The sequence below is a fragment of the Pedobacter sp. genome, from assembly GCF_035566355.1.
In the GTDB taxonomy this organism is placed as follows: Bacteria; Bacteroidota; Bacteroidia; order Sphingobacteriales; family Sphingobacteriaceae; genus Pedobacter.
In genome coordinates, this window is record NZ_DATMRL010000122.1 from 1 (window position 1) to 15,895 (window position 15,895).

Sequence of the window (15,895 nt, forward strand, 5' to 3'; positions counted from 1 at the left end):
TATCAGGCGGCTGAAGAAGCCGCAGATCTCTGAGGTCTTTCCGCAGCGTACGAGAATTTTTCGTAGCAAATTGCAGAGGAAGGAGGTAATCCGAGCAAAGGGTTAAGTACAGGCCTAATGCAGGAACCAATTTCCATAAACTTATCTATGCCATGTACGCCCCCCCCTTTGCTAAACGCCATATAAACCAAACTATAAGTAACTTTACGAGTAAAAAATAAACACTATCAAATAAACTCATCTGCTCCATGCCCGGATTCACCCCCTTGCTTAAGCGCCATATAAAACCGAGCTTGCGAGCTCTTGAGAACAAATAAAAACATTAACACTTCGAAAAAATCAATATTACTCCGAGAGGACCTCAGGGCGCCTTGCCACAAGAGCGAAGCAAGGCAAGGAGTCCAGTCCTCGAAGAGTAATTTGATTTTTCCTTTAGCTTACCTAACATTTTTTCTTATATTGGTCTCCGAAACTTTAGGGGTGCCTTAGTGCTGAGAAATACCCTTTGAACCTGATGCGGTTAGTACCGCCGAAGGGAAAAGTAAGATGGATCTGCATGTGTTTAATCAAACACATCTATTTCATTCCTAAAGTAGTAATCTGAACAGGAATGAAAATAAAAATCAACAACCAGGAAAAAGAAATTGCAGAGCATACTACTTTGCAAAACATTGTTTTCGGCCATCTCGGCGATAAACAAAACGGTACAGCTGTCGCGGTGAACAACTCCGTGATCCAAAAATCGCTGTACGAAAGCTATCAACTCAAAGCCAACGACGACATTCTGATCATTAAAGCAACACAAGGAGGTTAAAAAATGAACAATTCCAAGAAAATTTATGTTCATGGGCAACGCCATGACATTAAAGTGGCCATGCGCCAGATTACCCTTACCGAAACCAAACTTCATAGTGGAGGTATAGAATTAAATGCGCCGGTTACAGTCTATGATACGAGTGGTGCCTATACTGATGATGAGATTGAAATTGACATCAAAAAAGGACTTCCCCGTTTAAGAGAAGCGTGGATCCTTCAAAGAAATGATGTAGAACAACTCGGTACAGTAAGTTCAGTTTATGGCAAAGAGAGAAAAGAAAATCCAGCACTTGACCATCTGAGATTTGAGCATATACAAAAACCCATGCGTGCTAAAGAAGGCTGTAATGTTACCCAGCTTCACTATGCAAAGAAAGGTATGATTACCCCGGAAATGGAATACATTGCCATCCGGGAGAATCAGCTGATCAACGAGATGGAAGGCCAGTTTGCAGAAAGTACAGAAATGCTCAGCACCCAACATCCAGGGCATAGTTTTGGCGCAAACACACCCAAAGGATTCATTACTCCTGAATTTGTAAGAGATGAAGTTGCAGCTGGAAGGGCCATTATTCCAAACAATATTAACCACCCGGAAAGTGAGCCTATGATTATTGGCCGTAATTTCCTGGTAAAAATCAATGCAAACATTGGAAACAGTGCGGTAACTTCTACCATTGATGAGGAAGTAGATAAAGCTGTTTGGGCCTGTCGATGGGGCGCAGATACCATCATGGACCTTTCCACTGGCAAAAACATTCATGAAACACGCGAATGGATCATCCGGAACTCTCCTGTTCCAATTGGTACCGTACCTATCTATCAGGCACTGGAAAAGGTCAATGGCAAAGCCGAAGACCTGACCTGGGAACTCTTTAGAGATACCCTGATTGAACAAGCGGAACAAGGGGTATCTTATTTCACCATCCACGCAGGAGTACTCCTTAGATATATTCCACTGACCGCCAAACGCGTTACAGGTATTGTATCCCGTGGAGGAAGTATCATGGCTAAATGGTGCCTGGCGCATCACAAAGAAAATTTCCTGTATACACACTTTGAAGACATCTGCAAGATCATGCAACAATATGATGTTGCCTTTTCATTAGGCGATGGTCTTCGCCCCGGCTCCATCGCGGATGCGAATGATGCTGCTCAATTTGCAGAATTGGAAACCCTCGGCGAATTGACAAAAATAGCCTGGAAGTATGACGTACAAGTAATGGTAGAAGGACCTGGGCATGTGCCAATGCACATGATCAAAGAAAACATGGACAAACAACTCAAAGAATGTCATGACGCCCCATTCTATACTTTAGGCCCTCTAACTACAGATATTGCACCCGGCTATGACCACATTACTTCGGCAATCGGAGCAGCGATGATTGGTTGGTTTGGTACAGCCATGTTGTGTTATGTAACGCCAAAAGAGCACTTGGGCTTGCCTAATAAAAAAGACGTTAAAGACGGGGTAATCACCTATAAACTGGCTGCCCATGCCGCAGACCTTGCCAAAGGCCATCCAGGTGCCCAGTACAGAGACAATGCCCTAAGCAAAGCCCGATTTGAGTTCCGCTGGGAAGATCAGTTCAATCTTTCCCTTGATCCGGATACCGCGCGTGAGTTTCATGATGAAACACTACCTGCCGAAGGCGCAAAGATTGCACACTTTTGTTCTATGTGCGGGCCCAAATTCTGCTCGATGAAGATTACCCAGGAAATCAGGGATTCTGCTGCCAGCGGACTGTTTGAAAAGTCGGAAGAGTTTAGAATGCAGGGGAGTCAAATCTATTCCTAATGGAAATGATTGTGGTTTCCAATCCGGTTCCTTTTAAAAAGGAACCGGAAATTTTAAATGAGCTTTTTGATCAGGGACTTTTGGTATTTCATTTACGAAAACCAGAATACACAGAAACAGAGTACAGAAAACTATTGAAAGAAATCAAACCGGAACACCATCAAAAAATTGCCTTGCACCAGTATCATTCACTAGCTGCTGAGTTTGGAATCCACAGGTTTCATTACCCGGAAAAACAGAGAACAGAACGTGTTATCCCACCCAAATTAAAAGGACAAACCTACTCCACTTCCGTGCATTACCTCGAGGATTTCGGCCAGAATCTATCCTGTTTTGATTATCTGCTGATGGGACCAGTATTTAACAGCATCAGCAAAACCGAATATAAAGCAATGAATCATAAAAACCACCCTAACCAATTGAATAATAATACAATTAAAATATTTGGAATTGGCGGTATAACTCCAGGTAATGGGTTAAAAATACAAAAATATGGCTTTTACGGGGCAGCAATAATGGGTTATTTATGGCAGCAAAAAGATCCGGTAACCGCTTATCAATTATTAAAAAAAGAATGGAATACAGCAGACCAATTGTCATGAGCATTGCAGGCCTCGATCCTTCTGGCGGAGCAGGAATCCTGGCTGATATAAAAACCTTTGAACAGCACAAATGTCTTGGCTTTGGGGTAGCTTCTGCCCTGACCTATCAGACGGAGAACAGGTTTGCCGGAATGAATTGGATACCACTGATCCAGATACAGCAGCAGATCACGCCACTATTGGAGCAGTATACAATCGAAGTGATCAAGATCGGAATTATAAAGGATCTCACCCTTCTTCGTAACCTTGTCAACTGGTTAAGATTACAGTTACCAAACGTTAAACTGATCTGGGATCCTGTTGCATCAGCATCCAGCGGTTTTTCTTTTATGAGTAATCCTGATGACATTCTATTGCAGGAAGTTCTCCATCAGATATACCTGCTCTGTCCAAATACAGCTGAAGTACAGTTTCTAACTGGAATGACCGATGAGCAGGAAGCAGCGACCCAATTGAGCAATTACTGTAATGTCCTCCTTAAAGGCGGACACTCCATGACTCACAAAGGGACTGACCTGCTGTATACTTCAAAAGATGTTATCCCACTTCATTCAGCAAAGCAAGATCTGCCTCAGAAGCATGGATCAGGCTGCATATTATCTGCAGCAGTAGCAGCCAATACCGCCTGTAAATTAAACCTTTACCTGGCATGTTCTGAAGCAAAAACTTATATCGAAAAAGCACTAAACAGCAACCTTAATTTACTAGCCTACCATGCTTAAAAAACTCATGTACATTTCCCAGGGAGAAAACCAGGAGACACAATTGCTCAACATCAGTAAAGCTTTAGATTCCGGCTGTAACTGTATACAGATCAGATATAAAAACAGATCAGAATCAGAAGTATTGCAACTCACTGAACAGGCAAAAAAAATGATTTCCAACTTCCCGGACGTGACGCTGATCATTAACGATCACCCCAGAGTAGCGCTCCTAACCGACGCCCATGGCGTACACCTTGGGCTAGCTGACAGCCCTGTTAAAGAAGCCCGGGCTTTGTTAGGCGCGCATAAAATTATTGGCGGCACAGCGAATACCATTGACAACTTACTGCAGCGCATTGCCGAAGGTTGTGACTATATCGGCCTAGGCCCTTACAGGTATACACCCACTAAAGAGAAACTCAGCCCCATTCTCGGATTGACTGGCTACCAAAACCTTTTCAGGCAGCTCAAGGAGTTGAACATGACACCCCCTGCGGTCTATGCCATTGGTGGCATCCTTCCGGAGGATCTAGAAGCTTTAATGCAAACCGGCATTTATGGAATTGCATTTTCAGGTCTGCTCAGCCAACACCCCAACCCAACAGAATTAATGGACATACTTAGAAAAAAAACACATGAAACACTTGAATATAGCAGGTAAAGAATTCAAATCCAGGTTATTTCTGGGTACAGGAAAATTTGGTTCACCTGAAGAAATGGAGGCTGCAGTACTGGCTTCTCAAAGTGAATTGGTTACGGTAGCGCTAAAAAGAGTAGATCTTAATACCGAAACAGACACTTTAATTAATTCAATTAAACATCAACATATCAATATATTACCAAATACATCTGGAGCAAGAAATGCAAAAGAAGCCGTTTTTGCAGCACAGTTGGCCCGCGAAGCGCTGGAGACCAACTGGCTTAAACTGGAGATTCACCCAGACCCCAAATATCTCCTTCCAGACGCGGTTGAAACCTTAAAGGCCACGGAAGAACTGGCTAAGCTCGGGTTCATTATTCTTCCTTATATACACGCGGATCCGGTACTTTGCAAACAATTGGAAGACGCTGGCACAGCTGCTGTAATGCCATTAGGTTCTCCAATAGGCACAAATAAGGGTTTAAGAACTCAGGATTTTCTGGAGATTATTATAGAACAAAGCAAAGTACCGGTTGTGATCGATGCAGGCATCGGAGCACCCTCAGATGCGGCAAAAGCGATGGAACTCGGTGCAGATGCTGTATTGGTAAATACGGCTATTGCCAGCTCCAGAAATCCGGTAGCAATGGCCCTTGCCTTCAAACTGGCTGTAGAAGCTGGTAGAACTGCCTTTGAAGCACAGCTGGCAACGACCCGGCAACATGCAGAGGCCAGTAGTCCACTTACCTCCTTTTTAAATTTTTAGATCATGTTTACAGCACTATTTGACACATTTGATTGGGAAGAGGTTAAACAAAGCATACTCTCCAAGACAGAACAGGATGTTACCGAAGCCTTAAATAAACACAGACGCAATCTAGAGGATTTTAAAGCACTGATCTCCCCTGCAGCCGCACCTTACCTCGAACAGATGGCTTTGATTAGCCAGAACCTCACCAGAAAGCGTTTTGGAAAAACCATTCAGATGTATATTCCACTTTATCTTAGTAACGAGTGTCAAAACATATGTACATACTGCGCCTTTAGTCTGGACAATAAGATCAGACGAAAAACGCTGAGTGATGCCGAGATATTACAGGAAATAGCAGTACTCAAAAAGATGGGTTATGACCATGTACTACTGGTAACCGGCGAAGCCAATCTGACCGTTGGTGTAGCTTATCTCAAAAATGCCATCCGGATCATCAAACCTCACTTTACTCATGTATCACTAGAAGTACAACCACTTGACACTAATGACTATCAAGAACTTATTAAAGAAGGATTGAGCACAGTTCTGGTTTATCAGGAAACCTATCATAAGGAGAATTACAAGCTGTATCACCCGAAGGGGAAAAAGTCTAATTTCAATTACCGCCTGGAAACACCAGACCGGCTTGGCCAGGCCAACATCCATAAAATTGGCTTAGGCACACTCATTGGCCTGGAAGACTGGCGGACAGATTGCTTCTTTACAGCCCTTCATTTAGATTACCTGGAGAAAACTTACTGGCAAACAAAATACTCTGTTTCTTTTCCAAGATTAAGACCAATAGAGCTTGCAGGGTCTGATGAGACCGTACTCAAGGAATACAACAACTACATGAGCGACCGGGAACTGGTGCAACTGATCTGCGCCTGGCGTTTGTTTAACACAGAACTGGAGATTTCCATTTCCACGCGCGAAGAAGAACATTTTAGAAACCACCTGATCCAGCTGGGCATTACCAGTATCAGTGCAGGTTCTAAAACGAATCCGGGAGGTTATATTGTAGAACCGGAATCCCTGGAGCAATTCGAGATCTCTGACGAAAGAAGTTCAGCTGAGATCGCCGATATGATCAGAGCACAGGGCTACGAACCTGTATGGAAAGACTGGGATAAAACTTTTGGACATTAATATGCTGGCTAAAGAAGAATTTCAAAGATATCTCAAGCAAATCCTGCTGGACGATATCGGCCTGTATGGGCAAAACAAATTAAAGGAAGCTAAAGTAGCGGTAATTGGAGCTGGTGGATTAGGCTGTCCTGTTTTACAGTACCTTTGCGCCGCCGGTATAGGGCATTTGGGCATCATTGATTTTGACGTGGTGGAGGAATCGAATCTGCACCGGCAGATTTTATACGGACAAGCTGACATTGGCCTTAAAAAAGTTCAGGCTGCGTATAAAAGACTATCGGAACAGAACCCCAATACCATTTTTACCACCCATGATCATGTGGTTACAGAAGACAATGCTTTACAGTTGCTGGAAAATTATGATTTTGTTGTGGATGGCTGTGATAATTTCGCCACCCGTTATGCGGTAAACGATGCTTGCGTTTCCCTTGGCAAACCATTGGTTTATGGAAGTATTTTAGGTTATATGGGGCAACTGGCAGGTTTTAATATAGAAGGTTCAAAAAACCTGAGAGATTTATTTCCTGAACCTCCAAACCCCGAAGATGTTCCCTCCTGTTCCGAAAATGGTGTTTTAGGCACAGTACCGGGCATCATAGGCACAATAATGGCCCAGATGACCATTGATGTGGTTCTGGGCCGTTTTGAGTTCAGAGATCAGTTTATCCTGCTCCATACAAGAACATTGGAAAGGACAGTACTCCATATAACCTAAACCGGGAATTAATCCACCCGGTTTAAAATTGTGTGTATACGCTGAAGTTCATCTTCCGTAAAAAGAATATTGTCCAGGCATTTCAAGGAATCAGCCAACTGCTCAGGTTTACTTGCACCTACAAGCACAGAAGTAACCCTTGGATCTTTTAGAAGCCAGGATAAAGCCATATGTGCCAGCTTTTGTCCACGTTCTGCAGCAATTGAATTGAGTTCATTTATTTGCTGCAATTTACCTTCGGTAATTTGGCTGCTTTGAAGAAATCCATGCGACTTGGCCGCTCTGGAATCTGCCGGAATCCCGCCAAGGTATTTATCCGTCAACATGCCCTGAGCCAAAGGAGAAAAAGGAATACAACCTACACCTTCCTTTTGAAGTACATCCAGAAGGCCACCTTCCACCCAGCGTTCGAACATCGAGTATTTAGGCTGATGGATCACACATGGTGTGCCCAGCTGTTTTAGAATCCGGATCGCTTTTTCAGCCTCTTCCGCCTTGTAATTGGAAATACCAGCATACAAAGCTTTTCCCTGACGCACCAAAAGATCCAGTGCCATCATTGTTTCCTCTAAAGGTGTTTCCGGATCCGGGCGATGGTGATAAAAAATATCCACATAATCCAGATCCATTCTTTTAAGGCTCTGGTCAAGACTGGATACCAGGTATTTCTTAGATCCCCAGTCTCCATAGGGGCCCGCCCACATGGTATAACCGGCTTTGGTCGAGATCACCATCTCGTCTCTGAAACCTTTAAAATCATCTTTTAAGATCTTACCGAAATTTTCTTCTGCAGATCCAGGAGGCGGGCCGTAATTATTCGCCAGGTCAAAATGTGTAATTCCATGATCAAAGGCGAGTTTCAATATACTTCTGGAATTCTCCAGGACATCTACATGTCCGAAATTATGCCATAAACCAAGGGATAAAGCCGGGAGCTTTAACCCGCTATGGCCACAGCGACGATACTGCATTTTCTCATACCGGTCTTCTGCAGGGATATAACTCATATAATCTTGTTTTAGATAAAGTCCTAAATTAACGAAGTAATTTTGTTTTGAAACAAAAAAGCCTCCAATAAATCGGAGGCTTTAAAAGGAAACAGTATAGTATTAATTTTTAATAATCGTCATTCAAGGCAAAGACTGCATTTCTGTTCATCCATTTTCCACTCGTGAAATCTGGAAAATCAATGGTCTCATTGCCCAGTTCAATAGATTGCTCGCTCAGTGGAGTGATTGCACTCCAGGCGGCGGCGTCATAAACATCGAGTGGCGTTGGTGTTCCGCGTTTTGCAGACTCGATAAAAGCATGAATCACAAAGAAATCCATTCCACCGTGACCTGCTCCTGTTGCGTCATTACCATATTTCTTCCAAAGCGGGTGATCATATTTATCAAGCCATTCTTTTGCACTATCCCACTGATGTGGTTTGCTCTTGCCCTCTACATAAATACTGTTATTTACATCCATCCAAAGACCATCTGTTCCTTGCACCCTAAAGCCCAGGGAATAAGGTCTTGGTGAATTGGTGTCGTGCTGAAGGATAATCGTTTCTCCATTGGCACATTGAATAGTCGTGGTAACAATATCTCCAAGTCTGAATTTAACTTTCGCATTAGGATGATTTTCACCACCATGATCTACAATATATTTATGCAGACCACGGGATTGAGTAGCAAAAGAGCTCAATTTCAAAAATCTGTTGCCGCGGTTGATATTGATACATTGAGCTACAGGGCCAATACCATGGGTAGGATAAAGATCACCATTACGGTGTACGGAATGATTTGTTCTCCACTTAGCCTCAGAAAAACCTTTTTCATTAAATTCAACACCTCCGCCATAAGGTTTTACACCATCATTGAATTTTACTTCCCGCAGATCATGCTGATACCCGCCCTGAAGGTGGGTAATTTCGCCAAAAAGCCCTTGTCTTACCATATTCAAAACAGCAAGAACATCTCTTCTGTAGCAAACATTCTCCAGCATCATGACTTGTGCATCATGTTTTTCGGCAGCCTGAACCACATCCCAATGGTCCTGAAGGGTAATACCCAGCATAACCTCTGTGGCCACATATTTTACACCGGCTTCCAGTGAACCAATGATCATTGGTTTATGCCACTCCCATGGTGTTGCGATCAATACAGATTTAAGATCTTTGGTTTGCTGAAGCATCTTCTTCCAGGCATAGTTGTCGCCTGTATATATCTTTGGCATAGGTTTGCCACTTTTGGTGATCATGGCTTTTGCCATCTCCAGCATTCTAGGTTCGACATCACAAATGGCAACCAGTTCGACATCATCTCTTTTTAAGATAAGCGCAAGATGGTTCTGGCCACGTAAGCCCACACCCATCATAGCTATTTTAAGTTTTTCGCCTGCATAATTGGCAAAAAGAGTTTTTTCCGGAAGGACGGTCAGGGCAGCTGCCGTCAAACTGGTCGTTCTTACAAATTCACGTCTGTTCATAATTGTGTTCTGGTTGTTTTAATATTCAGATATATTTGTGGTTAGCAATTGATTTTCTTCCGGAGCACATCTTCCTTCGAGCTGCAAAAAGTGAAATTGACCCAGATCTAAACGGAATACCCCCACCCAATTTTCTTGCGAAAACTGTTCTGACTTCACAACAGCAAGGGTAAGTCCGATCTGATCAACCAATTTGAGCTTCGCGAAACTTTTTCCATTGGGCTGAGGTTTTACTTCAAGAATAAATTGAAGGTCTGCAATCAGCTTGTCATAATGGATTTTACTCTTTGATTGCAGATCACCAATAAACAGGTAACCTGCCGCATTTACGCCTAAGGTAATTTCATTTAATGCAGGCATTCCGGCATCTTTAATCCCGAGACGAAGACTTACTCCACTCAGTCCCTCCGGCGTTTCCAAACTGCCTGCGCCAAGCTTAAGGGCAAATTCATGATTGGTCAATCGAGGTAATAAACTTGCCTCAACATCTTCAGAGATTGATTTCCACACCTGGAAAAATGGAATTGTACCCTCGTTAATCAAATAGACCGGTGCTTTGATAACCGGCTCTGATTCTGCAGTATTCAGCTCGCTGGGTGGGCTGCCTTTAAAAAGAATATTAAAGATATCTCTTCTTTGCATGAGGTTGTGGTTCGCTTGGATTTAGTGAATCCAAATTAGACAATAGACAGGCAAGACAGAAAGCCAAAATCAAGAATAATCACGCAAACGTTTGATAATTATAAATGCAAACGTTTGTTTTATTTTCAGCCGATCTGGCCTGGTACGGTTTTCTCCAGAAGAATAGGTATTCAAGAAAAAAGAAGAGGCATTTAGCTACCTGGATTAAGGTATGTACTTCTATTGTATTAAAATCCGATCAAAATCAACTCTTTTTGATGGATTTCAACCATTAATCAATACAATATTGACAAAAGAGATCAAACGTTTGTGTGGTTTTAATGCAAAACTTGCCCACTTTAGATATCATTTGAGCCCTACATTCAATAAAGCTTAACATCAAACAAACATTTTAACCAACCTAAACCTAATCATTCATGACAAAGACCCTATTTCCAGCTTTGCTCCTGCTATTTACAACCTTTGGAGCCTCTGCACAACGCGCTTCTGTGCCACTGGCCGGTAACGCCTGGATCACGCGCAGATCAGCAGAAAATTCAGAAAAAATCTCGAAGAATGGTTTAACAGGCTGGAAAGATGCTCAGACGGTAACCACTATTTACTTTCGTGTTGAACAACCCGGCGTCTTAAAACTTTCACTGGTGATGACATCACCTTCAGAAAAGAGCACCTTTAAAGTTATACTCGGAAATCAATCTGTTTCCAAAACAACTACCGGAACAACAGATACACTTCTGATCGGTGATTTTAAAGTTACAGAAAAGGGTTACCAGCAGGTAAAGCTCCAAGGCATATCTAAAACAGGATACGATTTCGGAAAAGTGAACAGTCTAATCGTTGAAGGTACTTCTGCAGCCACTTTAAGCTATGTTAAAGACAATCAGGACAACCGGTATTATTGGGGCCGGCGAGGCTCCTCTGTCCATCTGGCTTATACGGTTCCGGAGAACATAAAAGATCAGGTCGAATGGTTCTACAATGAGGTTACAGTTCCAAAAAATATGGATCCTGTAGGTTCCTACTTTATGTCAAATGGATTTGAACAAGGGTATTTTGGGATGCAGGTAAACGGTCCAAAAGAACGCCGCATCTTATTCTCTGTCTGGAGTCCTTTTCAGACAGACAACCCCGCCAGCATTCCTGAGGACCAAAAGATCAGACTTTTGAAAAAAGGTGATGGTGTAAAAACGGGAGAATTTGGATCTGAAGGATCAGGCGGTCAAAGTTACCTGATCTATCCATGGGTAGCGGGAAAAACCTATTCATTTTTAATCCGCGCACAACCCAATGCAGCTAGCAAAAAGACTATCTTCACATCATGGTTTAAGCCGGAGAACGGAAAATGGATGCTTATTGCCAGTTTCGAGCGGCCTAATACCAATTCCAATCTAAAACACCTGCACTCCTTTCTTGAAAACTTCCAACCGGAAATGGGTAATTTATCCCGTACTGCAAATTACGGAAATCAATGGGTGTCCGATGCCAAAGGCAGCTGGACTGAAATCACAAAAATGACATTTACAGGAGATGATATAGCCAACAGGAACTATAGGAAAGATTTTAGTGGCGGAGTTAAAAACACTGGTTTCTTTCTTAAGAACGGAGGTTTTTTTAATGAATTTACACCTTTGCGAACCTCCTTTAGCCGACCGGTGAACCAGGGTAAAGCACCCCTGGTAGATTTTAATGCCCTTCCTTAGTCTAAGGATCCATTTTTAAAGGCCCCGATAATATAATTGGGGCCTTTTTTATATATAATCACAATAATTGCCTAATATTAAAAGATAATTATAATCTTTGATCCCGATGTCTGATAAACCAACTACTATAAAAGAAATAGCGAAGCTTCTCAACATCTCGGTTTCTACCGTTTCGAGAGCTTTAAACGACCATTCCAGCATTGGTCTGATCACTAAAATGCGGGTAAAAAAACTTGCCCAGGAACTCAATTACGAACCTAATCAAAGAGCTATTCAATTTCTTCAGGGAAAATCACATACTATAGGTGTTATTTTACCAGAACTTTCCGAATCCTTTTTTTCAGCAGCAATTACTGGAATTGAAGACATCGCCTACAAAAGAAATTATACCGTACTTCTTGCCCAGTCTCACGATGACGCTGAACGGGAAAAGTTACTGGTAGAAAAAATGAAAACCCAGCGTGTGGATGGTTTACTTATTTCGGTAGCTAAAACCACCAGCACATATGAGCATTTTGAAGCGCTAAGAAAGCTGAATATTCCTATTGTTTTTTTTGACCGCATCCCCCCTATTAAAAACATACATTTTGTAGGTTCTAATCTGGAGACAGGTACGTTTGAAGCCGTAAACTTTTTACTCAAAAAAGGTCACCGCACCATCGGTATGATTAATGGTCCGGCAACACTTATAGCCTGTGCAGAAAGAAAAAATGGTTATGTTAGGGCAATGACTTCCCAACGCCTCAAGTTTGATCCATCCCTGGTGATGAGCTGTGATCTTTCTGAATCCGGAACGATAGAGGCGATGGAAACTTTACTTAATCATAAGCGCAAGCCAACAGCAATTGTGACATTTAACGACTATGTTGCCCTATTTGCAATGCGTTACGCACGTAACCTAGGATTAAAGATAAACGAAGACCTTGATTTTGTAAGTTACGCAAACCTGCCCATCATTAACTACATGGACCATACCCCGATTGCTTCTGTAGAACAATTCCCTTATAAGCAAGGTAAGAAAGCCGCTAATATTTTACTAGACTTGTTGAACAAACCTAAAAGCGAATCTGCAGCAGAACAGGCTTATTTTAATATTGTTGTAGAATCTGAATTGATCATAGGCACCGACAAATAAATTAAACACAACCGTTTGCGCAATAAACTCAAGACGAAATTGTTTAGGTTTGAATCTACCAAAACTAAAAAAAACTCGCCTAGTGCTATGCTCAATCAGATTTTACCATTATACGGAATCCTGCCTGTTAAAAGCAACATACAATTATTTGGAGATGGTTTAATCAATCATACCTGGAAAATCACTACAGAAAACTCTGGATACATCCTCCAGAAGGTGAACCAGGCTGTATTTAAAAAACCCCAGGACATCGACCAAAATATATCCAGGCTCAAAGCCTTTTTAAATCAGAAACATCCGGAGTATTTATTTGTAAGTCCAATTACTGGTACAACGGGGAAATCACTGATGGAAACTTCGGAAGGCTATTTCAGGCTCTTTCCTTTTGTGGAGGATTCGCATTCTCTAAATGTACTTAGCAAAAAGGAAGAGGCCTATGAAGCCGCCAGACAGTTTGGAAGATTCTCCATGTTCCTGAATGAATTTGATGTTAATCAACTCTACATTACACTTCCGGATTTCCATAATTTAACCTTGCGGTATGCGCAGTTCGAAAATGCAGTTTTACATGCATCTCCGGAAAGAAAGGAACAGTCTAAAGAATTGATTTCATTTATTGAAGACAACTATAGCATCGTTGAAACTTACAACCGGATCATCGCCAATCATGAAATTCCATTACGGGTTATTCATCATGATACAAAGATCAATAATGTTCTTTTTGATCGTCATGGCAAAGGTATATGCGTAATTGATCTGGATACTGTAATGCCCGGATATTTTATTAGTGATGTTGGTGATATGATGAGAACTTATCTTTCTGCAGCAAACGAAGAAGAAACCGATTTCTCTAAAATCAACATCAGGACAGATTTCTTTAAGGCTATTTATGATGGTTATATGTTGGAAATGGGCAGTGTACTGACAGAAAAAGAAAAGAGCTATTTCATTTACTCGGGTAAATTTCTTATCTATATGCAGGCCATCCGTTTTCTTGCCGATTACCTGGAGAACGATGTTTATTATGGTGCTAAATATGAAGGGCACAATTTTATACGTGCGGAGAATCAAATTACTTTGCTGAAAAGATATCAGGAAGCAGAGCCTCAGTTAAGATCACTGATCAGCTAAGGCAGCTCCCCTTTAGCCCGTTTTCGGAATGGCCATAAAAATTAGAATAGTATTTCCTATTTCAATATCTTTATGGCCATTCACGATATACGATCTCCATTTTAATGATAAAAGAAGTACCTGGCCGAAGCGAACAATTTTACAATCATTTTAAAAATTACAGAGGCTTGCTTCATGTACTTTTTTGGGGGATTGCCGCCTGGGCTTTCTATTATCTTTACACAGCAAAATCCACCTCTGATACAAACATCCACCCCATTGCTTATCTTCAGTTTTTTTACACTCTTAGATTAGGTATTGGGTTTGGATTGTCGTATTCATTTTTATATTTCATCATGCCACTAGGCAAACAGAAGAAGATATTCTGGATTAGCCTGCTGATTCTTATTTCCTTCTGGTATGCTGTTTTCATTGTCCTGCTGAAGATCAAAACTGATCATTTCCCACTATTGTCGCTCCGGCCGGAAAACACCTGGCTACATCTTATCCTGGGGCAATTCTATTATTTCTTTTTTTTATTTGGTTTTTTCATCGCATTCTGTTATTTCGTAGACATTAATGATCGCCAGAAAGAGCTTCGAAACCTGGAGAAGTTTAAAACTGAAAAAATCAGATTGGAGAGTACTTTCCTGAAATCGCAGGTCAATCCTCATTTTCTTTTCAATACCTTAAACAATATTTATGCTTTAAGTTTAAAGAAGTCTGAGCAGACTGCAGTAATTATAGAAAGGCTGGAGTCTTTATTGCACTATATGCTTTATGAGTGTAAAGAAGACCAGGTCCCTTTGGAAAATGAATTTCTCTTCACCAATAGCTATATTGAACTCGAAAAATTAAGACACCGCAGCGACCGCTGTCAGGTAACCGTCAATGTACAGGGTAACCCGGCTCAAAAAAAAATAGCTCCGCTGCTGCTGATCAATTTCCTTGAAAATGCTTTTAAACATGGAACTAAAACAAGTTTTGGAAAATCATGGATTGATCTGGACATCAAAGTAGAAGCAAAATCCATGAAGTTTATTCTTAGAAACAGCAAACCCACCCAACCTGCGTTTTTACAGGGTATTTCTGAGTATAAAGGTGGCATAGGACTGAAAAATGTAAAGAGACGTTTAGAAATCCTATATCCCAAAAAGCATGAATTGATTGTTACAGATGGTGAAAATGATTTTGAAATCCAGCTTAGCCTTATTTTTTAGAAATGAACAGTTTTGTACAGATAGAAATTCACAATAAAAACCGCTGGATATATTTCACTAAATACAGGTGGATTGCCCATATGCTATTTTGGCTATGGGTACTTTTAGAAAATCTTAGAAATGCTGGTGCTTCCGATACCTTCCTATCTACTTTTATTGAATTTTTCATAAGAAATCTTCCAATCGCCATTTTTTTCTATTTCTATTGCCTGTTTCTAATCCCTTATCTGTTTAAGAAAAATAGAGTACGCCTGTTCTGGTTGGCTTTGCTGGCTTGCCTGGTTATTTTTCCAGTGCTAAACTTGTTTTATGATAAGCTCTTTCCCGAGAAAAGCATGCCGGAAGTCATCAAGAATTCAAGTTTCATTGAGGGCTATTTTCAGCTGTTTGTAAACTACGTTCTGAATTTTTTACTTTTTTCTATGATGTTATTTTTTATGG

General features: G+C 41.4%; 16 protein-coding genes and 1 riboswitch. Of the genes, 13 read left to right on the top strand and 3 right to left on the bottom strand.

Annotated elements, in window-relative coordinates; all coding sequences use genetic code 11:
- Window positions 1-466 precede the first annotated feature (466 nt).
- A riboswitch (TPP riboswitch) is annotated at window positions 467-555 on the top strand.
- A 55-nt stretch (window positions 556-610) separates the two neighbouring features.
- From thiS to VNZ46_RS04750, 8 genes are read left to right on the top strand one after another with little or no spacing between them, the layout of a single operon-like run.
- Window positions 611-814 (top strand): sulfur carrier protein ThiS, encoded by a 204-nt coding sequence (gene thiS / locus VNZ46_RS04715; protein ID WP_108552391.1) that lies wholly within the window; start codon window positions 611-613, stop codon window positions 812-814.
- 3 nt (window positions 815-817) lie between these two features.
- Window positions 818-2,614, top strand: a complete 1,797-nt coding sequence (gene thiC, locus VNZ46_RS04720; RefSeq protein ID WP_325558980.1) for a phosphomethylpyrimidine synthase ThiC — start codon at window positions 818-820, stop codon at window positions 2,612-2,614.
- Window positions 2,614-3,216, top strand: a complete 603-nt coding sequence (locus VNZ46_RS04725) for a thiamine phosphate synthase (protein ID WP_325558981.1) — start codon at window positions 2,614-2,616, stop codon at window positions 3,214-3,216. Before thiC ends, VNZ46_RS04725 begins: the two co-directional genes overlap by 1 nt.
- Complete coding sequence (locus VNZ46_RS04730) at window positions 3,189-3,938, top strand: hydroxymethylpyrimidine/phosphomethylpyrimidine kinase (protein WP_325558982.1); 750 nt, start codon at window positions 3,189-3,191, stop codon at window positions 3,936-3,938. The genes VNZ46_RS04725 and VNZ46_RS04730 overlap by 28 nt, the downstream gene beginning before the upstream one ends.
- Window positions 3,931-4,581: a thiamine phosphate synthase gene (locus VNZ46_RS04735; RefSeq protein WP_325558983.1), complete on the top strand. Its 651-nt coding sequence runs from the start codon at window positions 3,931-3,933 to the stop codon at window positions 4,579-4,581. Before VNZ46_RS04730 ends, VNZ46_RS04735 begins: the two co-directional genes overlap by 8 nt.
- The gene (locus VNZ46_RS04740) at window positions 4,556-5,326 is read left to right on the top strand and encodes a thiazole synthase (RefSeq protein ID WP_325558984.1); all 771 of its coding nucleotides are present in this window, start codon (window positions 4,556-4,558) and stop codon (window positions 5,324-5,326) included. Before VNZ46_RS04735 ends, VNZ46_RS04740 begins: the two co-directional genes overlap by 26 nt.
- A gap of 3 nt (window positions 5,327-5,329) precedes the next feature.
- Window positions 5,330-6,460 carry a 2-iminoacetate synthase ThiH gene (gene thiH, locus VNZ46_RS04745; RefSeq protein ID WP_325558985.1) on the top strand — a complete coding sequence of 377 codons (1,131 nt, stop codon included), beginning with the start codon at window positions 5,330-5,332 and terminating at the stop codon, window positions 6,458-6,460.
- A gap of 1 nt (window position 6,461) precedes the next feature.
- The gene (locus VNZ46_RS04750; RefSeq protein ID WP_325558986.1) at window positions 6,462-7,175 is read left to right on the top strand and encodes a HesA/MoeB/ThiF family protein; all 714 of its coding nucleotides are present in this window, start codon (window positions 6,462-6,464) and stop codon (window positions 7,173-7,175) included.
- Window positions 7,176-7,183: 8 nt separating this feature from the next.
- On the opposite strand, the gene mgrA is transcribed toward VNZ46_RS04750, so the two are convergent.
- The 3 genes from mgrA to VNZ46_RS04765 all read right to left on the bottom strand — a co-directional run bounded on the left by mgrA (window position 7,184) and on the right by VNZ46_RS04765 (window position 10,289).
- Window positions 7,184-8,182: an L-glyceraldehyde 3-phosphate reductase gene (gene mgrA / locus VNZ46_RS04755; RefSeq protein ID WP_325558987.1), complete on the bottom strand. Its 999-nt coding sequence runs from the start codon at window positions 8,180-8,182 to the stop codon at window positions 7,184-7,186.
- 109 nt (window positions 8,183-8,291) lie between these two features.
- Window positions 8,292-9,647 (bottom strand): Gfo/Idh/MocA family protein, encoded by a 1,356-nt coding sequence (locus tag VNZ46_RS04760; protein ID WP_325558988.1) that lies wholly within the window; start codon window positions 9,645-9,647, stop codon window positions 8,292-8,294.
- A gap of 18 nt (window positions 9,648-9,665) precedes the next feature.
- Window positions 9,666-10,289, bottom strand: a complete 624-nt coding sequence (locus VNZ46_RS04765) for a hypothetical protein (protein ID WP_325558989.1) — start codon at window positions 10,287-10,289, stop codon at window positions 9,666-9,668.
- Between the two features lie 416 nt (window positions 10,290-10,705).
- Between VNZ46_RS04765 and VNZ46_RS04770 the strand changes: the two genes are divergently transcribed.
- From VNZ46_RS04770 to VNZ46_RS04790, 5 genes are all read left to right on the top strand, one after another.
- Window positions 10,706-11,989 carry a DUF3472 domain-containing protein gene (locus VNZ46_RS04770; protein ID WP_325558990.1) on the top strand — a complete coding sequence of 428 codons (1,284 nt, stop codon included), beginning with the start codon at window positions 10,706-10,708 and terminating at the stop codon, window positions 11,987-11,989.
- Between the two features lie 106 nt (window positions 11,990-12,095).
- Window positions 12,096-13,124 (top strand): LacI family DNA-binding transcriptional regulator, encoded by a 1,029-nt coding sequence (locus VNZ46_RS04775; RefSeq protein WP_325558991.1) that lies wholly within the window; start codon window positions 12,096-12,098, stop codon window positions 13,122-13,124.
- 87 nt (window positions 13,125-13,211) lie between these two features.
- Window positions 13,212-14,255: an aminoglycoside phosphotransferase family protein gene (locus VNZ46_RS04780; protein WP_325558992.1), complete on the top strand. Its 1,044-nt coding sequence runs from the start codon at window positions 13,212-13,214 to the stop codon at window positions 14,253-14,255.
- A gap of 104 nt (window positions 14,256-14,359) precedes the next feature.
- Window positions 14,360-15,454, top strand: a complete 1,095-nt coding sequence (locus tag VNZ46_RS04785) for a sensor histidine kinase (protein WP_325558993.1) — start codon at window positions 14,360-14,362, stop codon at window positions 15,452-15,454.
- A gap of 2 nt (window positions 15,455-15,456) precedes the next feature.
- Window positions 15,457-15,895, top strand: a 439-nt coding sequence (locus VNZ46_RS04790; RefSeq protein ID WP_325558994.1) for a hypothetical protein, incomplete at its 3' end; no start/stop codon positions are given.